This is a genomic window from Photobacterium alginatilyticum, from assembly GCF_009910675.1.
In the GTDB taxonomy this organism is placed as follows: Bacteria; Pseudomonadota; Gammaproteobacteria; order Enterobacterales; family Vibrionaceae; genus Photobacterium; species Photobacterium alginatilyticum.
This window is the reverse complement of record NZ_RSEJ01000020.1, coordinates 59,922-82,614: the sequence shown is the minus strand read 5'-3', so window position 1 is coordinate 82,614 and position 22,693 is coordinate 59,922. Positions and strand designations below refer to the sequence as shown.

General features: G+C 51.9%; 17 protein-coding genes. 7 read left to right on the top strand and 10 right to left on the bottom strand.

The annotated features are described in order from the left end of the window. Window positions 1–122: 122 nt before the first annotated feature. Both mltF and EIZ48_RS18385 read left to right on the top strand, forming a co-directional pair. Complete coding sequence (mltF, locus tag EIZ48_RS18390) at window positions 123–1,664, top strand: membrane-bound lytic murein transglycosylase MltF (protein WP_160654468.1); 1,542 nt, start codon at window positions 123–125, stop codon at window positions 1,662–1,664. Between the two features lie 226 nt (window positions 1,665–1,890). Beyond that, window positions 1,891–2,043: a hypothetical protein gene (locus EIZ48_RS18385; RefSeq protein ID WP_160654465.1), complete on the top strand. Its 153-nt coding sequence runs from the start codon at window positions 1,891–1,893 to the stop codon at window positions 2,041–2,043. Window positions 2,044–2,168: 125 nt separating this feature from the next. Here EIZ48_RS18385 and tadA read toward each other — a convergent pair whose 3' ends face one another. Continuing rightward, window positions 2,169–2,690 (bottom strand): tRNA adenosine(34) deaminase TadA, encoded by a 522-nt coding sequence (gene tadA, locus EIZ48_RS18380; RefSeq protein WP_160654462.1) that lies wholly within the window; start codon window positions 2,688–2,690, stop codon window positions 2,169–2,171. Window positions 2,691–3,062: 372 nt separating this feature from the next. Here tadA and EIZ48_RS18375 point away from each other — a divergent pair, with 372 nt between their 5' ends. Continuing rightward, window positions 3,063–4,193, top strand: a complete 1,131-nt coding sequence (locus tag EIZ48_RS18375) for an S-(hydroxymethyl)glutathione dehydrogenase/class III alcohol dehydrogenase (protein ID WP_160654459.1) — start codon at window positions 3,063–3,065, stop codon at window positions 4,191–4,193. Window positions 4,194–4,280: 87 nt separating this feature from the next. Beyond that, window positions 4,281–5,126 (top strand): S-formylglutathione hydrolase, encoded by an 846-nt coding sequence (gene fghA, locus EIZ48_RS18370; protein WP_160654456.1) that lies wholly within the window; start codon window positions 4,281–4,283, stop codon window positions 5,124–5,126. Window positions 5,127–5,200: 74 nt separating this feature from the next. Here fghA and EIZ48_RS18365 read toward each other — a convergent pair whose 3' ends face one another. The 4 genes from EIZ48_RS18365 to guaB form a co-directional block, all read right to left on the bottom strand. Continuing rightward, on the bottom strand, window positions 5,201–6,757 hold the full coding sequence (locus EIZ48_RS18365; protein WP_160654453.1) for an AbgT family transporter: 1,557 nt from the start codon (window positions 6,755–6,757) through the stop codon (window positions 5,201–5,203). A gap of 334 nt (window positions 6,758–7,091) precedes the next feature. Next, window positions 7,092–8,651, bottom strand: coding sequence for an AbgT family transporter (locus EIZ48_RS18360; RefSeq protein ID WP_075763679.1), 1,560 nt, complete (start codon window positions 8,649–8,651; stop codon window positions 7,092–7,094). A gap of 397 nt (window positions 8,652–9,048) precedes the next feature. Then, window positions 9,049–10,632: a glutamine-hydrolyzing GMP synthase gene (guaA, locus tag EIZ48_RS18355; RefSeq protein WP_160654450.1), complete on the bottom strand. Its 1,584-nt coding sequence runs from the start codon at window positions 10,630–10,632 to the stop codon at window positions 9,049–9,051. A gap of 114 nt (window positions 10,633–10,746) precedes the next feature. Next, window positions 10,747–12,210 carry an IMP dehydrogenase gene (guaB, locus tag EIZ48_RS18350; protein WP_160654447.1) on the bottom strand — a complete coding sequence of 488 codons (1,464 nt, stop codon included), beginning with the start codon at window positions 12,208–12,210 and terminating at the stop codon, window positions 10,747–10,749. Window positions 12,211–12,475: 265 nt separating this feature from the next. Here guaB and xseA point away from each other — a divergent pair, with 265 nt between their 5' ends. Beyond that, window positions 12,476–13,819 carry an exodeoxyribonuclease VII large subunit gene (xseA, locus tag EIZ48_RS18345; protein WP_192928631.1) on the top strand — a complete coding sequence of 448 codons (1,344 nt, stop codon included), beginning with the start codon at window positions 12,476–12,478 and terminating at the stop codon, window positions 13,817–13,819. An 81-nt stretch (window positions 13,820–13,900) separates the two neighbouring features. On the opposite strand, the gene EIZ48_RS18340 is transcribed toward xseA, so the two are convergent. Together EIZ48_RS18340 and EIZ48_RS18335 are read right to left on the bottom strand one after the other, a co-directional pair. Then, a complete protein-coding gene (locus EIZ48_RS18340; protein ID WP_160654441.1) occupies window positions 13,901–15,514 on the bottom strand; it encodes an ABC transporter ATP-binding protein in 1,614 nt (537 codons plus the stop codon). Window positions 15,515–15,613: 99 nt separating this feature from the next. After that, window positions 15,614–15,838, bottom strand: coding sequence for a zinc ribbon domain-containing protein (locus EIZ48_RS18335; protein ID WP_160654439.1), 225 nt, complete (start codon window positions 15,836–15,838; stop codon window positions 15,614–15,616). Window positions 15,839–16,065: 227 nt separating this feature from the next. On the opposite strand from EIZ48_RS18335, the gene EIZ48_RS18330 reads away from it, so the two are divergent. Beyond that, entirely contained in the window at window positions 16,066–17,502 is a 1,437-nt protein-coding gene (locus EIZ48_RS18330; protein ID WP_160654436.1) for a GH1 family beta-glucosidase, read from the top strand. A gap of 125 nt (window positions 17,503–17,627) precedes the next feature. Continuing rightward, window positions 17,628–18,632, top strand: coding sequence for a LacI family DNA-binding transcriptional regulator (locus tag EIZ48_RS18325; protein ID WP_160654433.1), 1,005 nt, complete (start codon window positions 17,628–17,630; stop codon window positions 18,630–18,632). Window positions 18,633–18,855: 223 nt separating this feature from the next. On the opposite strand, the gene EIZ48_RS18320 is transcribed toward EIZ48_RS18325, so the two are convergent. From EIZ48_RS18320 to bamB, 3 genes are all read right to left on the bottom strand, one after another. After that, window positions 18,856–19,731, bottom strand: a complete 876-nt coding sequence (locus EIZ48_RS18320) for an alanyl-tRNA editing protein (protein WP_160654430.1) — start codon at window positions 19,729–19,731, stop codon at window positions 18,856–18,858. A 131-nt stretch (window positions 19,732–19,862) separates the two neighbouring features. After that, on the bottom strand, window positions 19,863–21,353 hold the full coding sequence (gene der / locus EIZ48_RS18315) for a ribosome biogenesis GTPase Der (protein WP_160654426.1): 1,491 nt from the start codon (window positions 21,351–21,353) through the stop codon (window positions 19,863–19,865). 181 nt (window positions 21,354–21,534) lie between these two features. After that, complete coding sequence (bamB, locus tag EIZ48_RS18310) at window positions 21,535–22,692, bottom strand: outer membrane protein assembly factor BamB (RefSeq protein WP_160654423.1); 1,158 nt, start codon at window positions 22,690–22,692, stop codon at window positions 21,535–21,537. Between the last annotated feature and the right edge of the window lies 1 nt (window position 22,693).

The window sequence follows — 22,693 nt, the reverse complement described above, 5'->3', positions numbered from 1 at the left end:
GCCTCGAGCAGATACACTTAGTTGTATTTCAAAACGGAAAATTCCTCACAGTGGGCTACTGAGCGACTTTGCTGATATGACGAGCTTTGGTATAAAGAACACCTAATTATAATGATGAGCACATGTTGTTGAACAATATTCGATTAATCCCTTCCCCCCGATACGCGATTGCTATCATGCTGAGCCTGCTGTTGCTTAGCGGATGCAAATGGCTAGAACCTCCAGCGCGCAGTGATCTGGAGAAGGTCCGCGAGAGCGGCGTATTGCGTGTCGGTACCCTGAACAACCAGCTAGCTTATTTTATCGGTGCCGACGGCCCGACAGGGCTGGATTACGAGCTTGCCCAGCGATTTGCCGACAAATTGGGGGTAAAGCTGGAAATGCAGCCAATGTTTACCCTGGCCGGCCTCTTTCCCTCCCTTGAGCGGGGTGACGTGGATATCATCGCAGCCGGGCTGACCATGACCGATGATCGGCTGGAAAGTTTCCGGGCCGCCCCGGCCTATTACTACGCCAGCCAGATTGTGGTCTACAAAAAAGGCCAGTGGCGCCCTCGTGATACCGAAGATCTTTCGCAGAACAAAGGCTCGCTGACTGTCGTTAAAGGCTCCAGCCATGAGAAAAGCCTCAATACACTGAAAGTACTCTATCCGGATCTGAAGTGGCAAGCCGTTGAGGAAACCGACAGCGACGATCTGCTGCGGATGGTTGCCAAAGGCGAGCTGGACTACACCATTGCCGATTCGGTCGATGTCGCCCTCAGCCAGCGCATTCATCCAGACATCGCCACTGCCCTGGAACTGACCGAAGATGAGCCTATCGCCTGGTTTGTCAACAAAACCACAGATGACAGCCTGTATGCGCTGCTCATCGAATTCTTCGGCGACATGCAGCAAAACGGTGAACTGGCCAAGCTAGAAGAAAAGTATTTCGGCCATGTTGCCACCTTCGACTATGTCGACACCCGTGCCTTCCTGCGCGCCATCGAGAAAAAGCTGCCGCGCTGGGAATCGCTTTTCAAGAAATACGCCGAAGAATTTGACTGGCGCCTGATTGCAGCCCTGTCCTACCAGGAGTCGCACTGGAACCCCAAGGCCGTTTCTCCAACCGGTGTCCGCGGTATGATGATGCTTACCCTGCCGACCGCGAAGTCTGTCGGGGTGAACAACCGCCTGGATCCCGAGCAGAGTATCCGCGGGGGGACCGAATACCTGCGGAAGATGATCAACCGGATCCCGGACAGCATTGCCGAGCATGAAAAAGTCTGGTTTGCCCTGGCCTCCTACAATGTTGGTTTCGGCCACCTGATGGATGCCCGGCGCCTGACCAAAACACAAGGCGGCAACCCGGATGCCTGGAGCGATGTCAAACAACGCCTGCCGTTGCTACGCCAGCGTAAATACTACACCCAAACGCGCTACGGCTATGCCCGCGGTGATGAAGCGCTGAACTATGTCGAGAATATTCGTCGTTACTATCAAAGTATTATCGGCTACGAACAGGCGCACAATCAGCCGCCACAGCAGCAGGACATTGCGGTGATCGATGATCTCCACACCATCACCCCGCCAAAAACACCTGAGGTCGCCCCTCAGGAGGCAGGAAGCAACGCGGAAGCCGACATTGTCGATAAAGCCAAACCGACCAAAACGGCCAACAACTAAACATCCCGAGCTTCCCCAACAGCCCTACTTCGGTAGGGCTTTGTTTATCGGATAATGAGTCACACGTACAGCGTCTCTTGATGCAAAAGTAAGTGCAAATCTGCGACTTTGATCATTCATAATCCGCGCTATTTAGGTAACAATCGAACCATGAATCAGGCTCGCCTAAAAAGCCTATCCCCTTCTATATCCGGCAGCTAATGCCATTGCTTTATGGGAAGAACCGATGCGATTTTCCAGACAAAAAAAGGCCGTAAAAAGCCTGAAACAGCGAATGACCTCGATCGCAACCCGGCGTAAACGCTTGAATGCCAATATTCGCAAAAAGATCCTCTGGCGCCAGCGCAGCTATGTGGTTGCAGCCAGCATTGTCAGCTAATTCTTGCCTCGACTTTCAGGCGCTCACGAAACAGCGAAAGCAATGCAACAAAAACAACAGAGCAATACAACAAAGCCCGGCATCGTGCCGGGCTTTGTTTTTATAGCGGTTTGCTTCTCGTATTGCTATGCCTTGGCAGGATGTTCGTTAAGTGCTGCCTGGCGGGCCTTTTTCTCTGCTTTTTTCTCTGTCCGGCGGCGCTTGAAGAAGGCCTGTAACTGGGCCCGGCACTCGTCAGCCAGTAAACCTGATTCGCAAGCGACATGATGGTTCACCTGATCATAGCTCAGCAGATTCATCACGCTGCCGGCCGCTCCGGTTTTTAAATCGCAGGCCCCGTAGATCACCTTGCCCACCCGGCTGTGCACCATCGCACCGGCACACATCGGACAGGGTTCCAGCGTCACATACAAGGTAGCATCTAGCAGACGGTAATTCTGGATCACTTTGCCGGCCTGGCGAAGGGCCATAATTTCAGCGTGGGCCGTTGCATCATGCTGGCCGATTGAGCGGTTCCAGCCCTCGCCGATCACCTGGCCGTCATACACGACGACCGCCCCGACAGGCACCTCACCCTCTTCCTCGGCTTTGGCCGCCAGTTCAATGGCGCGGCGCATAAACAGTTCGTCTTGGCTCTGATCGGTCACGGGATCTCTCAAATCATACTTTCAGTCTCTGGAGGCGCATTATAATGCCAAGCACAGCTGGCTCCAACCACCTGCGTCCGATGAGTTAACGCCATCAGAAATATCAACATCTTGTCCGCCCCTTCCAAATAACCATTATTACCAGATAGTAAAAGTGATTTGATGAACCAGGTGATTATCATTCATTCTGAAACAAATATAATACTCGCCATCACAACGAGCGACGTTAGATGGCTATCACTATCGTCGATAGCGAATTTCTTTTCTACAGTGTATTGATACCGCCCGCGATATTTTGGTTCGTTCAACCGGACAAAGCGCGATAAGACGGAGCTCTGTAGATACCTAAATCCTTAGAGAAGAGAGTGCAGAATGTCTGATCAATTTATCAAATCCAAAGCTGCTGTTGCCTGGGGCCCTAATCAGCCACTGTCAATCGAAGAAGTCGATGTCATGCTACCAAGAGCGGGAGAAGTGCTTGTCCGCATCGTCGCAACCGGTGTTTGCCATACCGATGCCTTCACACTTTCTGGCGAAGATCCTGAAGGCATCTTCCCGTCTATTCTCGGCCACGAAGGCGGCGGTATTGTCGAGCAGGTCGGCGAAGGCGTAACCAGTGTCCAGGTCGGCGATCATGTCATTCCGCTCTACACCGCTGAGTGCGGCGAGTGTAAATTCTGTAAGTCTGGCAAAACCAACCTATGCCAAGCCGTACGCGAAACACAGGGCAAAGGCCTGATGCCTGACGGCACTACCCGCTTCTATAAAGACGGTAAGCCGATCTTCCATTACATGGGCTGCTCAACATTCTCTGAGTACACAGTACTGCCGGAGATTTCGCTAGCCAAAGTCAACAAAGACGCACCGCTAGAAGAAGTTTGTCTGCTAGGCTGTGGGGTCACAACCGGTATGGGTGCCGTGCTTAACACAGCCAAAGTTGAGAAAGGTGATACGGTTGCTATCTTCGGTCTTGGCGGTATCGGCCTGTCAGCCATCATTGGCGCGACCATGGCTGGCGCAAGCCGCATCATTGGTGTCGATATCAATGAAAGCAAATATGAGCTGGCCAAAAAGCTGGGCGCAACTGACTGCATTAACCCGAATGACTACGACAAGCCGATTCAGGAAGTGATTGTCGATATGACCGATGGCGGCGTCGATTACTCTTTCGAATGTATCGGTAACGTCAACGTCATGCGCTCTGCTCTTGAGTGCTGCCATAAGGGCTGGGGCGAGTCCGTGATCATCGGTGTGGCCGGCGCAGGTCAGGAAATCTCTACCCGTCCGTTCCAGCTGGTTACCGGCCGTGTATGGCGCGGTTCTGCCTTCGGTGGTGTGAAAGGCCGCTCTGAACTGCCTGAGATTGTTGAACGTTACATGGCAGGCGAGTTCGCACTGGATGACTTCATCACCCATACCATGGGGCTGGAAGATCTTAACCACGCGTTTGACCTTATGCACGAAGGCAAGAGTATTCGCAGCGTTATCCACTTCGACAAATAGTCCAATCGCCTGTAGAGCCTATCGGCGTAAAGATAAATCAGCGCTGCTCCGGCAGCGCTTTTTGACATATCAGAGACAAGCCATCTTATGACTTTAGAAAATATCAGTGCCAACAAAAGTTTCGGCGGCTGGCATAAACAATACAGCCACCACTCAGCCACCCTGAACTGCAATATGCGCTTTGCGATTTATCTGCCGCCCCAGGCAGCCAAAGGCGTTAAGGTGCCGGTCCTCTACTGGTTATCCGGCCTCACCTGCAGCGACGAAAACTTCATGCAGAAAGCCGGGGCCCAGCGCATGGCAGCCGAGCTCGGTATCGCCATTGTCGCCCCTGACACCAGCCCGCGTGGTGAAGGCGTCAGCGATGATCCGCAAGGCAGCTACGACTTCGGTTTAGGCGCCGGCTTCTATATCAATGCTACCCAAGCGCCGTGGAACCGCCACTATCGTATGTATGACTATGTGGTCAAAGAGCTGCCAGAACTTGTCGAGAATAACTTCCAGGTCAGCCAGCAACGGGCGATAAGCGGCCACTCAATGGGCGGACATGGCGCCCTGATGATTGCCCTGCGCAACCCGGAGCGTTTTACTTCGGTCTCGGCTTTCAGTCCGATCACCAACCCGGTTAACTGCCCATGGGGCAAAAAAGCCTTTACCGGCTACCTGGGAAATAACCAGGATGACTGGAAGCAATATGACAGCAGCGAGCTGTTGAAACAGGCAACCAAACAGGTTCCGGCCCTGGTTGATCAGGGCAGCAAAGATGACTTCCTGACCGAACAGCTAAAACCCGAAATGTTGCAGGCTGCCGCCAAGCACAGCGGCTACCCGCTCGAGTTACGGATGCAGGAAGGCTATGACCATAGCTACTATTTCATTGCCAGCTTTATCGAAGAGCATCTTCGCTTTCATGCCAGACACTTCGAAGCGTAACCCGCGAAACAGGCAGAACGAACAAGCCCGGCAGTTGCCGGGCTTGATGTGTATTTAGAGCTTCAATAGTAAGATCAGAAACCTAGCGGAATGTTGAACGCAAAGAAGCCAACCAGAACCGCCGTCCACACGCTCAGGAACGTCAGTGAGTACGGCACCATCATCGCAATCACATCACCAAAACTCAGCTCAGGCTTGTACTTACGCATAAATGCCAGAATAACACCTGCATAGGTCATCATCGGGGTGATGATATTGGTTGATGAGTCCGCGATACGGTAGGCAGCAGTCACCAGATCCGGCGTCATGTTCGGGTTAACCTGATATAACATAGGAACAAAGATCGGTCCCAGCAGCATCCATTTAGACGTCAGGCCACCGACAAACAGGTTGATCACCGCTGTTGTCATGATAAAGCCGATGATCAGCAAAATGGGATAATCCTGCAATCCCAGCGAGCCGAGGAAAGAGGCACCAAGGTAGGTGACATACGTACCCAGCCCAGAAAAGCCTAATAGCGCCAGAAAGTTATAACAGAAGAATGTCAGCACCAGAATGTAGCCCATGGTGTTCATCTGCTTCACCATCGCCTTGACCACGTCCTGCAAAGACTTAAACTTCCCGGTTGCGACACCGAAGAAAATCCCCACAACGGCAAATACCATCGCAATCAACAAGATAACGTTATCAAGGAATGGCGTTACTTCACGGCCAGCCTCATTGGTGTACGTAGCAAGCGGCCCCATTGCCAAGCCAGCAACTGCCAACAGAGCCAGCACCAGGCCGATACCAGCAGCGCGCAGACCTTTATTGTCGGCATCCGATACCTGAAAATCGTTCAGGTTCAGATCTTCCGGCAGCTCATAGGACATCTTCTCAAGGCGCGGTGCCACGAAACGGGTGGTCACCCAGGCACCCAGTCCTGCCAGAATGAAGGTTGAGATAAAGATAAAGAAGTAATGCATGGTTGCCGGGTTAATGGCCTCACCGCTTGCCGTTTCAAACGGGATACCCTGAGATTCGGCAAAAATACGGGCGTTCGCCCCCAAAATGACGTCAACCGGTGTGGCCGGGATCAGGTTGGCAGAGAAGCCGGCAGAAACCCCGGCAAATGCCGCAGCCATACCAATCAGCGGGTTTTTACCTAAACCAGCATACAGCAGGCCAGCCAACGGAATAAGAATAAGGTAGCCGGCATCCGTGGCAATTGAGCTCATGATGCCCAGAAAAACCACCATCAACGGCAGCCAGCGATCATTGATACGTAAGCCGACTTTCTTGATCACCGCCGACAGCAGACCAGAGTTTTCAGCAATACCGACCCCCAGCATCACAATCAGGATCACCCCCAGCACACCACCGCCAAATGACAGCCAGTTGGTCAACAGCGCATTGTCGAACATCCAGCGCACACTTTCAGTCGCCATCATGTTTTTGATGGTATGGGTAACAGCGCCACCATCAGCCCCGGTGGTCTCAAACTGCAAACCGCCAATTAGCCCGGTCAGCAACAGCGAAAAGGTAAACAGGAACATGAAAATTATAACGGGATCAGGAATTTTCTTTCCTGCACGCTCGATAAACGCGATCACTCCCTTTTGGGCGGGAGGCGGTGTAATGGTCTCACTCATAATCGTACTTCCTTACTACTTCGATTGAGTTATATGTTGTGTTTGGAGGGTGAAAGTAACAAATCACTCGCAACACGTAAAACTCACAAAAAGGCAACAAGCAAGATTAATAAACCACCAAAAACTTAAATTTTAGAGAATAAGGAAAGAGTAACAGCATCAAATTGGCATTAATGACCAGCACATAACAAACGACCAAAATAATAATTTTTAGAATAAAAAATTACAAAAATACAATTAATTAGAATTTTATACGTTTTGGGTATTTATTATCATTCCCACCAATAAAAAGCCCCGCAGTGCGGGGCTTGATAACAAACAGTAACAGTATTGGTTACATGCTGTATGTGTACGGCGCCTGAATACCCAGCGGGATACCAATCGCCCAGTAGGCCAACAGGAAGATTGTCCAGCCAATCAGCATGGCAATCGAGTACGGCATCATCAATGAGGCCAGCGTACCGATACCCGAACTCTTCACATAACGCTGGGTATAGACCACCACCAGCGGGAAGAACACCATCAGTGGTGAAATGATATTGGACACAGAATCACCCACACGGTACGCCGCCTGAGTCAGTTCAGGAGAAATACCAACCGCCATCAGCATTGGCACCAGGATTGGGCCAATCAAGGCCCACTTTGCCGATGCCGAGCCCACTAGCAGGTTAACGAAAGCAGTCAGCAGGATCATACCAACGATGGTGATCTGACCCGGCAGGTTCATAGCTTTCAGCAGATCGGCTCCCGATAGTGCCAGCAATGTACCAAGGTTAGACTGGCTGAATGCAGCCAGGAACTGGGCACAGAAGAAGGCCATGACAATATAGCCGCCCATGGTTCCCATGGTCGCCGACATCGCCTTAATAATATCGTCACTTGATTTAAACGTACCTGATACGCGGCCATAAACCACACCCGGGATAATGAACAGGATGAAGATCAGCGGCACAATAGACTGCATCAAAGGTGCGGTAAAGGCCGTTATTTCCCCTTCCGGCGATCGCAGTGGTGAGGTTTCAGGGAAAACGGCCGCCACCAATGCCACGATACCGATAACCATTGCCCAACCAGCGCGGTTGAAAGCCTTTGATTCAATATCGGTAAATGAGCCCAGATCCGGCGCTTCTTCGGCATCGTCATCAATTGGTGTCTTGCTCAGGCGTGGCTCGATAATTTTCTCAGTGACATACCAGCCGATCGCAACAACGATAATTGAAGACAGGCCAGTAAACAGCAAGTTAGACAGCGGGTTAACGACATACTCAGGGTCAAGAATTTGCGCAGCAGACTGAGTAAAGCCGGCCAATAACGGGTCAATTCCAGAAGGAATGAAGTTAGCCGAGAAGCCGCCCGATACACCAGCAAATGCCGCTGCGATACCCGCTAACGGATGACGACCCGCAGCATGGAAAATAATACCGCCAAGAGGAATAACCAGGACGTAACCGGCATCTGCAGCAGTGTGGGAAACGATCGCCACCAGGATAAGCATTGGTGTTAGCAGCTTGGCAGGCGTGAAGTTCAGCATTTTTTTCAGGCCGGTGTTAATAAAACCGGACGCTTCTGCAACACCGACACCCAGCATCGCTACCAATACAATTCCCAGGGGTGCAAACCCAGTGAAGGTTTTAACCATACCAGACAGGAACCCAGCCAGGGACTGACCTGTCAGAAGGTTGTTGATCTCGATGGCTTGTCCTGTAACAGGGTGGATCAGTCCAAATTCGAACTGAGAAAGTAGTGCTGACAAGGCCCAGACGATGACGAGTCCCCAGAAAAAAAGTAGGGCAGGATCGGGGATCTTATTTCCTGCGCGTTCTATGAAGTTTAAGAACTTATCCATCGCACTCGATGGGGCATCGGGTGCTTTCTGTACTGCTTCATTACTCATGGGAACTCCATGGCTGTTGATGATGTGTATAGTTGCGGCGCTGCATTTATATTTTTGTCGCCAAATGAATACCCCTCTCGGGTTATCAGTTGATTGTAATGAAAGCTGATAAATAAAACGCACACTAACCCAACAAACAACCAAAACCCGTAAGGATATTTTGTAAAAAAGTATTAATGCAGAACACACCACCAACAAGCAAGCAACAGAATGGAATCATTCTCCCAACAACAATACGTACAAGCAAACCGATACTTCGTTTTTATTGCCCATTAGCATCTACCTTCTAGCTCACTAGGCTCAATACGAAAAAAGGCACCCGAAGGTGCCTTTTTCATCAGCTTCGCCCAGTCAATGACAGAAGCGAAGCATCAAAGCTTCTGTCAACGCAGTAAACTTATTCCCACTCGATAGTTGCTGGCGGTTTACCGGATACATCGTAAACCACGCGGGAGATCCCATCGACTTCGTTGATAATACGGTTCGATACCTTGCCAAGGAAATCATATGGCAGGTGAGCCCAATGCGCAGTCATAAAGTCGATTGTCTCCACGGCACGTAGCGATACAACCCAGTCATACTTACGGCCATCGCCCATTACGCCAACCGAACGTACCGGCAGGAATACGGTGAATGCCTGAGAAACCTTATTGTACAGATCCGCATTGTGCAGCTCTTCAATGAAGATTGCATCAGCACGGCGCAGCAAATCACAGTACTCTTTCTTCACTTCACCCAGTACGCGGACACCAAGACCAGGTCCCGGGAACGGATGGCGGTAAAGCATGTTGTATGGCAGACCCAGCTCCAGGCCAATCTTGCGAACTTCATCTTTAAACAGCTCTTTGAGCGGTTCAACCAAGCCCATTTCCATATCATCTGGCAAACCACCCACGTTGTGGTGAGATTTGATAACGTGTGCTTTACCGGTTTTAGACGCCGCCGATTCAATCACATCCGGGTAGATTGTGCCTTGAGCCAACCATTTCGCATTCTCAAGCTTCTTCGACTCCTCGTCGAAAACATCAACAAACACATGGCCGATAATCTTACGCTTGGCTTCAGGCTCCGCCTCGCCAGCCAGCGCATCAAGGAAGCGGTCTTCCGCATTCACATGGACAATGTTGAGACCGAAGTGATCGCCAAACATCTCCATCACCTGCTCACCTTCGTTCAGGCGAAGCAGACCGTTATCAACAAATACACAAGTGAGCTTGTCACCGATGGCACGGTGGATAAGCATTGCTACCACCGATGAGTCAACACCGCCGGACAGGCCAAGGATCACCTCGTCGTCACCGACCTGCTCTTTGATGCGGGCAACCGCATCTTCAATAATATTGGCTGATGTCCAAAGCTTTTCACAGCCACAGATGTTCAGCACGAAGTTTTCGATAATACGCATTCCCTGACGAGTGTGCGTGACTTCAGGGTGGAACTGAACGCCGTAAAAGTGCTTCTCTTCATTGGCCATTGCAGCGTACGGACAAGTGTCGGTTTCAGCCACTTTCACAAAATCAGACGGGATCTCAACCACTTTGTCACCGTGGCTCATCCATACGTCAAGTAGCGCCGTGCCGTCTTCAGCGATGGCATCTTCGATATTTTTAAAGAAATCTGTCGGCTCAACCACTTTAACCTGTGCGTAGCCAAACTCACGCAGTGTTGAACCGGCTACCTTGCCGCCCAGCTGCTCAGCCATGGTCTGCATGCCGTAGCACACACCAAAAACAGGTACACCCGCTTCGAATACATATTGCGGTGCACGCGGAGAACCTTCCTCGGTAACACTCTCCGGACCACCAGAAAGAATGATACCGTTAGGGTTGAAGTCGCGGATATCGGCTTCATCAACATCCCAGCTCCAAAGCTCACAATACACACCGATTTCACGGATTCGACGGGCGATTAGCTGAGTATACTGAGAACCAAAATCCAGGATCAGGATGCGTTGGTCATGAATGTTTGTGGTAGTGGTCATTATCGAGCAGTCTCAAAAAAAGTGAAATTTGGGGGCCTAGAAACGCCCCCGATCTTATACAAGTTTCCCGTTTAGGCAAACGTTTTCCTCAAGCAACAGTGCGCTTGGTGAAAATTACCCCATACGGTAGTTTGGTGCTTCCTTGGTAATGGTCACATCATGAACATGCGACTCTTTCATACCCGCACCGGAGATACGCACAAACTCAGCTTTTGTGCGCAGTGCCTCAATCGTTGCCGAACCGGTCAGGCCCATGCTCGAGCGCAAGCCGCCCATCTGCTGGTGAACGATTTCCTTGATATGGCCTTTGTAGGCAACGCGGCCCTCGATACCTTCCGGTACCAGTTTGTCAGCCGCATTGTCAGACTGGAAGTAGCGGTCAGAAGAGCCCTGGGACATTGCACCCAGCGAGCCCATACCACGGTATGACTTGTAGGCACGGCCCTGATAAAGCTCAACTTCACCCGGTGCTTCTTCGGTACCGGCAAACATAGAACCCACCATTACACATGATGCACCGGCAACGATTGCCTTACACATATCACCCGAGAAGCGGATACCGCCATCGGCAATAACAGGAACGCCGAACTCGGCTGCCGCGTCTGCCGCATCAGAAATAGCGGTAATCTGCGGAACACCTACACCGGTAACGATACGGGTAGTACAGATAGAACCAGGGCCGATACCGACTTTCACCGCATCAACGCCGGCTTCAATCAGTGCACGGGCACCGGCACCTGTGGCCACGTTACCACCGATGATTTGTAGATCAGGGAAGGCTTCACGCGTCTCGCGGATACGCTGCAGAACCCCTTCAGAATGGCCATGCGACGAGTCAATCAGCAGCACGTCAACACCCGCTTCAACCAGAGCCTTAACACGCTCTTCGTTACCGGCACCGGCACCAACCGCAGCACCTACACGCAGACGGCCTAGCTCATCTTTACATGCATTTGGCTTACGCTCGGCTTTCTGGAAATCTTTTGCAGTGATCATGCCTTTAAGCTGGAACTCATCGTTTACCAGCAGCACCTTCTCAACACGGTGCTCTTGCATGATGGCCTCAACCTCTTCACGGGAAGCGCCTTCTTTGGCCGCAGCCAGCTTGCCTTTCGGCGTCATCACCTCTTCAACCTTCATCGAAAGGTCGGTAACAAAACGAACATCACGGCCGGTAATAATACCCACCAGCTCGTTGTTGTCGGATACTACTGGGTAACCAGCAAAACCGTTCTCAATCGTTAGTTGTTTAACATCAGCAATGGTTGCTGTTGGTTTTACTGTCACAGGTTCGGATACCACGCCAGCCTCGAACTTCTTAACCATGCGAACTTCATTCGCTTGTTGTTCGATAGACATATTCTTGTGGATAAAACCGATACCACCTTCCTGAGCTAACGCAATCGCGAAACGGCCTTCGGTTACTGTGTCCATTGCAGCAGAAACCATTGGAATGTTGAGCGTAATTTTCTTCGTTAGCTGGGTGCGCAGATCGGCAGTGTTAGGTAAAACAGTTGAATGGGCAGGGACGAGTAGAACGTCGTCAAAAGTCAGAGCTTCTTTAGCGATTCGTAACATTGCAATATCTCACACCAAGTTGTGGTTTAAAGGAGGATAAAATATTGCGAACGAATTATACGGAGAGAGCAAACGTTTAGCCACAAAAAAATTAATTTTTTTTGTTGACACTTTTTGCTTGATGCGTAATATATTTCGGTTAAGTTTCCGGTGCTGCGGTCATAAGATAACGACCAAGATCTGTCCAGCGATCTGTCTACTGATTTATCAACACGTTATCGCGCACTACTTAGCCTCTCGAAAACAGGTGTCTTGCCTTGTGACCATGTTCGCTCAACAGACCCAATCCAACGATCGTATCTATACCGTTTCCAGCCTCAATGCACAGGTTCGTCTTATTCTCGAAAATGAAATGGGCGTAGTCTGGCTGGTCGGGGAACTGTCAAACCTGTCCATGCCGGTCTCCGGTCATTGGTATTTCACGCTAAAGGACTCACGGGCGCAGGTTAAGTGCGCTATGTTCCGCGGCAGCAATCGCCGGGTGACCTTCAAACCGGCCAACGGCACTCAGGTACTGGTGAAAGCCAGGCTTTCTCTGTATGAACCGCGTGGTGACTACCAACTGATCATCGAGAGCATGCAGCCGGAAGGTGACGGTCGCCTGCAGCAGCAATTTGAGCAGCTCAAAATGTCGCTGGCCGCTGAAGGCCTGTTTGCCCAGTCGCTGAAAAAACCACTGCCCGAGCAACCCAAGCGGGTCGGCATCGTGACCTCGAAAACCGGCGCAGCCCTGCATGATATTCTCAATGTCTTGCAACGACGCGATCCCGGCTTGCCCGTGGTCATTTACCCAACCATGGTACAGGGCGAAGGGGCGGCCATCTCCATAGCCCAGGCTATCGGCCGTGCCAATGCCCGCCAGGAGTGTGATGTTCTGATTGTTGGTCGCGGCGGCGGCTCGCTGGAAGACTTGTGGGCCTTTAACGAAGAAATCGTCGCCCGTACTATCGTTGCCAGCCAGATCCCAGTGGTCAGTGCCGTCGGCCATGAGGTCGATGTGACAATTACCGATTTTGTTGCTGATGTCAGGGCGCCGACGCCGTCGGCAGCAGCCGAGCTGATCAGTCGTGATATGACCCATCAGACTCAGAAAATCAGCCAGAAAACCCAGCAGCTCCACCATGCAATGCGCTACTACCTGGCAGGTCGTCAGGCGACAGTGATCAAGCTTCAGCACAGGCTGGACCGCCAGCACCCGCAGGTGCGCCTGAACCAACAGCAGCAACACCTTGACGAGCTGTCGAGCCGGATGGAGCGGGCTATGCGCCAATTGCTTAACCGCCACCAGCAGCATATTCATCGTGCCGAGTATAAGCTGGCCCTGCACTCGCCGGCCCAGACGCTTAAACAGCAGAGCAACCGGCTGGAAAAAGCACAGCACCGCCTGCTCGATGCCATGGATCGCCGCCTGCTCAATGCCAGCCACAAACTGGCCATGGCCGCAGAGAAACTGGAAACGGTCAGCCCGCTGGCCACACTGGGACGCGGTTACTCCATTACCCGCAATGACAAGGGCAAGGTGATCCGCCGAGCCGATCAGGTCAGCGCCGGAGATATCCTGAATACCAAAGTGGCTGACGGAGAAATTCGCTCCGTCGTCAGCGACTAGATAACCGCGCCAGAATCAAAAAACGTCGCTATTGCGGCGTTTTTTAATTTTTACCTTTAATATACAGACTAAATTCGGCGATCAGGCCACATCATCAACCAGCATACAGGCGTCAATCAGGCGCTGGGTATAGGCCTGTTGCGGCGCCTCAAACACTTGCTGGGCCGTCCCCCGCTCTACCACTTCGCCGCGCTGCATCACGATCACTTCATCGGATATCGCCCGTATCACCGACAGATCATGGCTGATGAACAGGTAGCCGATATTGTGTCGCTGCTGAATATCCTTCAGCAGCTCCAGCACCGTCAGCTGTACCGACCGGTCAAGCGCCGATGTCGGCTCGTCAAGCAGGATAAACTGCGGCTCCATAATCAAGGCCCGGGCAATCGCGATTCGCTGCCGCTGTCCGCCCGAAAACTCATGGGGATAACGGTTGATACAGCTCGGCTCAAGGCGCACTTCTTCCAACGCCTTACGTGCTCGCTGCATACGCTCTTGCTTGCTCAATTCGGAGAAAACGGTAAGTGGTTCGGTTATAATTTCGCCAACCGTCATCCTGGGTGACAGTGACCCATAAGGATCCTGGAACACCATCTGCATATTCCGCTTCAGCTCGTAGCGCTGCCGGTCGGTCATCGAACGAATGCTCTGGCCTTCAAACAGGATATTGCCGGTCGACGGAAGCAACTGCATCAACGCTCTGCCCAAGGTCGACTTACCAGAGCCTGACTCGCCAACGATCCCGACCGTCTGACCCGGACGTACCGCCAGACTGATCCCTTTAACAGCCTCAAGGTATTCTGTCTCGACACCGAGCCAGTTGGTTTTGAGAACATACTTGACCCTGACATCTTCGGCTTCCAGTACATATGACGAGTGCGTCTCCTCGCAAGGTCCATGGGCCTTAGGTTCGGCATCCAGCAACATCTTGGTATAGCTGTGGCGAGGATGTTCAAATATCTGACGGACATTCCCCGTTTCGACCACTTCCCCTTTGCACATCACCACCACATCGTCGGCGAAATGTTTTACCACCCCCAAGTCATGGGTAATGAATAAGATGGCCATCCCCATCTCGGCCTGGATATCTTTCAGTAACCTGAGCACTTCAGCCTGTACCGTCACGTCCAGTGCCGTGGTCGGCTCGTCGGCCACCAAAATATCGGGCTTATTGGATAACGCCATCGCAATCATGATCCGCTGCAGCTGACCGCCCGAGAACTCATGAGGGTAATGATTGAGCCGCTTTTCCGGCTCGGGCAGTTGCACCTTATGAAACAGCGCTAGCGTTTGGGCGACCGCTTCCTTGCGCGACACCTTACGGTGGCACACTATCGCTTCAGCAACTTGCTCCCCTACTGCCATGTAGGGGTTTAGTGATGTCATCGGCTCCTGAAATATCATGGCAATCCGGTCGCCACGGACGCTTCGCAATGCCTTTTCGGACATCGACAGGATTTCCTGTTGCTGAAAGCGTACTGAACTGTCCGGAGAAATCACCGCATTAGGTGGCAGCAGACCCATGATGCTGCTGGAGGAAACAGACTTGCCCGAGCCGGACTCACCGACCAGCGCCAGCGTCTGCCCCTTTTCGAGCTGAAAAGAAATATTCTTCACCGCCTCGACGGTTTCATCTTCCATGCGGAACGAAACAGAAAGGTTGCTGACCTGCAAAAGTGGAGAAGCTGATGTCATACCAATAATCCCTATCAGTGAATATAAATATCGTAATGATAATTATTATCAAGTAAGGTTACCGTGATTAAACAAGATTTACCACTGTTAAGTATTAACTCAGGCTTTCTCAAAGACCACTCTAACCCGCGACTTGGACTTCAGCTCATTACAGCTATTACAGAAATAGCTGGCCGAACCGCATGCCTGTAGCTTTTCCAGCTCGCTATCACAGTCGGGACAAAACGCCCGCTTCCTGACCGGATGCTGGCAGGCATCACAATAGTACTGACCGTCCTTCCAGCTCAGCTCGTCCTGACAGTCGGGACATCGATTCTCGCTCATAACTGTTGTTCCTTTATCACTTTCAATGACCAAATCATCTGCGATCCATCAGTCTGGCGCAATAAAAAAACACACGCTTGAAAATATCCTTTGATCCACCTCAGTTTATTGATCCTTTCGATCCAGATCACGTTACCCACCAAAAGTGAAACCGGTTACTGTAACCGGTTTCATCTTTCCATTACAGTGACTGGGTCCTGTTCACCAAACACTAAGGTAATCCAGCTATGACGAGCGAAAAGAAAGCATCCGCCTTTCCTGAGAGCTTCTTGTGGGGCGCAGCATCCGCGGCCTATCAAGTCGAGGGAGCACATGACGCCGACGGCAAAGGACCGTCAATCTGGGATATTTTCTCTCACCAGCCCGGAACCACCCATGAAGGTACCAACGGCGATATTGCGGCCGATCATTACCACCGTTTCAAAGAAGATGTTGCCCTGATGGCTGAAGCTGGCCTGCAAAGCTACCGTTTCTCGATCAGCTGGCCACGCCTGCTTCCCGAAGGCCACGGCGAAGCCAACCCGGCCGGTATTCAGTTTTACAGTGAGCTGATTGATGAACTGCTCAAGCATGGCATCAAACCCATGATCACCCTCTATCACTGGGATCTGCCGCAGGCTCTGCAAGATATCGGCGGCTGGGAAAATCGCGAGACCATTGAGGCTTTCGAGCACTATGCCCGTCTATGCTATGAGGCGTTTGGTGACCGCGTCGAGCTGTGGTCAACCTTCAACGAGACCCTGATCTTTATCGGTATGGGCTATTTTACCGGTGCGCACCCTCCGGGCCTGGCCGATCCCAAGCGCGGTATCCAGGCCTGCCATCACGTGTTTATTGCCCATGCCAAGGCCGTCAAGTTATTCCGCCACTATCAGGCACTGGGCCACGTGCCGACCAGCGGCCAAATTGGCTTTGTTAACGTCATGCAACCCCATGACCCGATCACCGATAGCCCGGAAGACGTCGCTGCCTGCAACATGGCCGATGATCTGCTGACCCACTGGCTCTATGATCCTGTGCTCAAGGGAGAGTATCCGCCGCACATCCTGAACATGGCACAACTGACCTGGGGCGTTCCCGAGTTTGCCCCCGAAGATGAAGCCCTGCTCAAGGACAATATCTGCGACTTTATCGGGGTCAATTACTACAAACGCGAATGGGTGGCAGCCAACCCAGATACCGACAACACCAAGATCAATACCACTGGCCAAAAAGGCTCGGGACAGGCGTTCGGCTTCAAAGGACTGTTCAAATTTGTCCGTAATCCCGAGTCAACCTATACCGACTGGGATTGGGAAATTTATCCGCAAGGACTGTGTATCGGAATGATGCGACTAAAAGAGCGCTATGGCGATATCCCGTTCTATATCACCGAAAACGGCCTGGGTGCCAAAGACCCTATCATTGACGGCGAGGTCGTCGATGATCCGCGTATCGATTACCTTTCAGGCCATATTGCCGCCGCTGAAGACGCCATCAAACAGGGCATCGATGTTCGCGGTTACTATCCGTGGTCCTTTATTGACCTGCTCAGCTGGCTGAACGGTTACCAGAAACAGTATGGCTTCGTCTATGTCGACCGCGAGAATGGCCTGGCCCGTCAACGCAAGAAGTCCTTCTTCTGGTATCAGGGGGTGATTGAGTCAAACGGTGCCATGCGCTAACGGCATACAGTGACAATAAATCCTAGTTGATCCAAAGAGGGATCATGCCCGACAATACGCCTCTCGCGCATTGCTCGGGCTTTTACCTTTTCAGTTTGGCATTATTTTCAGGAATCAATTCTCCCATGGCAACGATTAACGATGTATGTAAGCTTGCCGGTGTCTCCAAGGCCACGGTTTCCCGTGTGCTTAACAACACCGGACAAGTGAAAAAATCCACCGCGGACGCCGTATATCACGCTATGGACACCCTTGGCTACAAACCCAACAGCCTTGCCCGGGCATTGGCAACCAACTGCACCAATACATTGGGACTGGTAGTTTCTGCGTTCGAGGGAGCCTATTTCAGTTGCCTGATGCGCACAGCATCGGAAACCAGCGCCGGTGCCGGGAAACAGCTTCTGATCATGGACGGCGGCCACAGCGCCGAGTCCGAAGAGCTTGCGATCAACAGCCTGGTGGAACGTAAGGTCGATGCGATTATTCTCTACACCCGGAAAATGCCAGCCGCCACACTGAAACCGCTGATGGAGAAGCTACCGGTCCCCCTGATTGTCATCAACCAGATGGTGGATGGCTTCGAAGAGCGCTGTATTTGTTTTGACCAGTACAAGGCCGCCTGCCAGGCAACAGAGTTCCTGATCGCCAAAGCCCACCGCAATATTGCCTGTATCAGCGGCCCCGAAGACTCGGTTAACTCCAGCCTGCGATTGCAGGGCTTCAAGGATTCACTGGCAACACATCAGTTAGACCATTGCGGAATTTACCACGGCGACTATTACACCGAGAGCGGCTATCGTGCCTGTCAGGCACTACTTAATAGCGGTCAATCGTTCAGCGCGCTATTTACTGCCAACGACAATATGGCCATGGGCGCTATCCGTGCACTGCACGAAGCTGGCATTAAGGTGCCGGAAGAGGTTTCGGTGATGGGTTTTGACAACGATCCAGCCGGCCCGTTCTTAATCCCTAGCCTCTCCAGCGTCATGCTTCCGGTAGAGGCCATGGCGCAAGCAGCGGTCGAACAGACGCTGTTACTGTTAAAAGGTGAAAAGATCAGCGCTATCGCGTTATTTTCAGGCAGCTTGATCGTGCGTGAATCTGTTGATCAACCTCAAAAGCCATCGTGATCAGCGATCTGGTACCAAAAGAATATTTATCAATACACATCCCGAAAGCATAAGTTACATGTTCTGTTTTTGGATTTTATACGATATATATATCTTATCGTTTCGCAATATACGGGAAGATCAAGCAAGAAATAAAATCACTTGCTATCGTTCGGCTGACAATTAACGGTATCAGGCAACGGGACATCAACAATGTGCTGCCTGATACACGCCCTGCGGTCATTTAAGCTGCTGTTCGCGTTATCATTACCAACTCTTGGTCGCTAACAAGCTGAAATTCAACAGCAATTTTACTGTAATCGGCCAGCGAGCCAATGTGTGTTCCGCCACAGGGAATTTCAATCAGTACACCGTTTTCAAGCTCACACTGCCAGTATCGTGAATCGGTCAGCGCTTTTCCTTCACAACGCATTACCACGGCAGCCCCGGCCATACGCCAAGCTTCCAGTTGCTGATTGATCCTGGCCTCGACTTCATCGAGGCGTTGCAGCAGATCTGCACTGTTCAATCCACGTTTACGCAGCGTTTTGCCCAACCGGTAGGTATCTGTACTGCAGTCTTCTGACACCCGACTCTCGGTCTGCGCATAGCTATGAAAGTCGTAATGGCCCATTTCATCCTTGCGCGAGGCATCTTTGCGCCAGAAGTCATGATGCAACACCTTGTTGAGTGCCAGTGACGACAGGTGGCCACCACTGTGGCCCCGGCTCAGGGCCTGCTGATGCGTTTTATCGACATCCAGCTCTATAAGTGTACCGGCTGCCAGCTCCAGAGCATGTTCGGTATGATGCACCACAACAAAGACCCAGCCGTCGGTATCACGCTTTACAGGAATATCCCTACCGACAAACAGCTTGCCGCTTGCCAGCTCGACGGCGCCGGTATAACAACCGGCAACAGCATAGCGACGGCCGTCAATTATGACTTCACCCTGATCAGCGGGATGATCCGGCCAAATATGGCTGACCGGATGAAAAGGCGTCTGATCCGTTACCAGCCAACTTCCTCCGCATTCGGCCGGGAGACATAACTGGACTTCAGCCTTGGCTTGCCACTGTGGCTGGGCAAACAGCACCTGGGTCGGGGTAACAACTGACATCTTCTTTCCTTTGCAACGACATTGATGCTGGCATTGTATACCAATATGCAAACACATAAAAAAACCCAGCCTCAGGCTGGGTTTGTCAATCTTATCAGCAAAAACGATCGCTTCTTGGCAACGGGCCGGAATTACTTGTCCCGGTTCTTGATGGCGCTGGTCAGTCGCTTGCGCTGACGCTCCTGAGACACGGTCAGCTTCTGCTTCTTGCCTTCGAACGGGTTTTCGCTGCTCTGGAACTGAATGCGGATCGGCGTCCCCATCATCTCCAGTGACTTGCGGTAGTAGTTCATCAGGTAGCGCTTGTAAGAGCCCGGCAGCTCATTCACCAGGTTACCGTGGATCACAATGATCGGCGGGTTGTAACCACCGGCGTGAGCATATTTCAGCTTAACGCGACGACCGCGAACCATAGGTGGCTGGTGGTCATCCTGTGCCATCTGCATAATACGGGTCAGCATCGAGGTACTGATACGCTTGGTCGCCGACTGATAGGCTTCCTGTACAGACTCGTAAAGGTGGCCAACGCCTGTACCGTGCAGGGCTGAAATAAAGTGGATACGCGCAAAGTCAACAAAACCAAGACGGCGGTCCAGCTCGGACTTAACACGCTCTTTCACTTCATTGTCCAGACCGTCCCACTTGTTGACAGCAATCACCAGCGAGCGACCGGCATTGAGGGCAAAGCCCAACAGACTCAAATCCTGATCCGAAATATTTTCGCGGGCATCAATGACCAGCAGTACCACGTTGGCATCTTCAACCGCTTTCAGGGTCTGGATCACCGAGAATTTTTCGACCGCCTGGTGCATGTTCTTGCGACGACGAATCCCGGCAGTATCAATCAGGACATACTCCTGACCGTCACGCTCCATCGGGATATAGATAGAGTCACGCGTTGTTCCCGGCATATCGTAGACCACAACACGCTCTTCACCCAGGATCCGGTTGGTCAGGGTCGATTTGCCGACATTGGGACGACCGATAATTGCCAGCTTGATTGGCTGCTCCTGCAGACGCTTGTAGGCAGCTTCTGCATCAGCTTCTGACAGGTTGGCTTTCTCGATATCTTCAACCGAGCTCAGATCGACCAGCTCCCCCTCTTCGCCTTCTTCAGACTCTTTCAGCGTCTCGGCAAACGGAGCCAGCGCTCGCTCCATAAGGGCTGTGACACCACGGTTCTGCGCCGCGGCGATCTGATACATCGCATCCACACCTAACTGCCAGAATTCAGCACAGGCACTGTCGGCATCAATACCGTCAATTTTGTTAACGACAAGGAAGGTCGGTTTTTCACGACTGCGCAGGTGTTTGGCAATGCCTTCATCCGCCGCAGTCAGGCCTGCACGACCATCAACCAGGAACAGAACAACGTCCGCCTCCTCGATGGCTGCCAGTGACTGCTCGGCCATCTTGGTTTCCACACCTTCCTCGGTGCCATCAATACCACCGGTATCGATAACAATAAATTCGTGCTCTTCGAGCTCAGCTTTACCGTACTTACGATCCCTTGTTAGGCCAGGAAAATCTGCAACCAGCGCATCCCTCGTACGGGTAAGACGGTTGAATAACGTCGATTTACCCACGTTCGGGCGCCCGACAAGGGCAACAACAGGAATCATAACTACCTCTTACTTTTCATAGTCTTAATGACATACTTTCCATTCATTCTTGCCTCCAGAAGCCTCCATGGGCGTCCTTCATCCGACAATAATATAGGGAATGGATATAACGATAACGGCTCCTGACTGTATAACACAGCAGGAGCCGACAAATTTAATACGGGCGCATTATACCGACAATTTACGGCATTTGCATTTTGTTAATACGGCCGTCCCGTGTTACTAGCAGATAACCATCATTCAACGGCTGAGGTGGAATCGCTATTCCGCTACCATCCGTTTCCTGCTGGGCCACGAAGTCACCACTAACCGGATCGAGCCAGTGCAGATAACCTTCACTGTCCCCAAGTACGACATAGCCATTAATGACTGACGGCGCACTGAGCAAGCGGTGCTCCAGAGACTGGTTCTGCCACAACTCGGTGCCGCTGCGGATATCAACAGCAACCACATGATCTTTATCTGTTACTAAATATAGCTGACTGCCATCAATAACAAAGTCTGTGGCTGATGAATAACTGCGCTTCCAGGCTGCCTGACCGGTACGCAGTTCGATTGATACCAAGCTGCCATTATAGCCAATTGCATACAGGCGCTCGCCGGCAATAACCGGTGTCGCGTCCACATCCACCAGACGATCAATCTCTGTTCCGCCTTTTGGCGAGCCGACAGGCTGTTGCCATAGCACCTGGCCATTGTTCATCAATGCCCCTGCGAGTCGACCATTGGCCTGCCCCCAGAAAATACCGCCAGAGATCGAAACCGGCGAGCTATCACCGCGTAGTGTCAGGTTCGGCACTTCACTGCTTAGCTGCCATTTGGCTTCACCGCTATCGGCATCCAGCGCTTGCAGGATACCACGGCTGGTATTCACGACAACCAGGCCTTCGTCTACAAGAGGTTTGGCAAGCACTTCGCCTTCGACAGTCGTACGCCAGGCTTCTTCGCCTGTCTCCTCGTCAAGGGCAATAACCTCAGCATTCTCGGAACCGATAAATAGCTTACCGTACGATAGCGCAATTCCACCGGCCAGCTTTGCAGTGACCTCGGTTTCCAAATTCTGTTCCCAGAGCGTCTCGCCTGTTTCCGGATCCAGCGCTTTGACGACACCGTTACGGTCAGCGACAAAAATCTTGCCGTAACCCACGGCCGGGCTCAACTTGGAAAAGTAATGCCCTACGCCATCACCCACAGTTTGAGACCAGCTCTGCTGGGGAGAAAAAGCACTGTCAACCTGTGGCAGCGGGGCCATCTGGATAGTATCTTCTTCTCCGGCACAGCCAGCAAGAATGCCAACGGCCAGTGCCACGGATACGGCTTGCTTCAACACCTTCTGCATA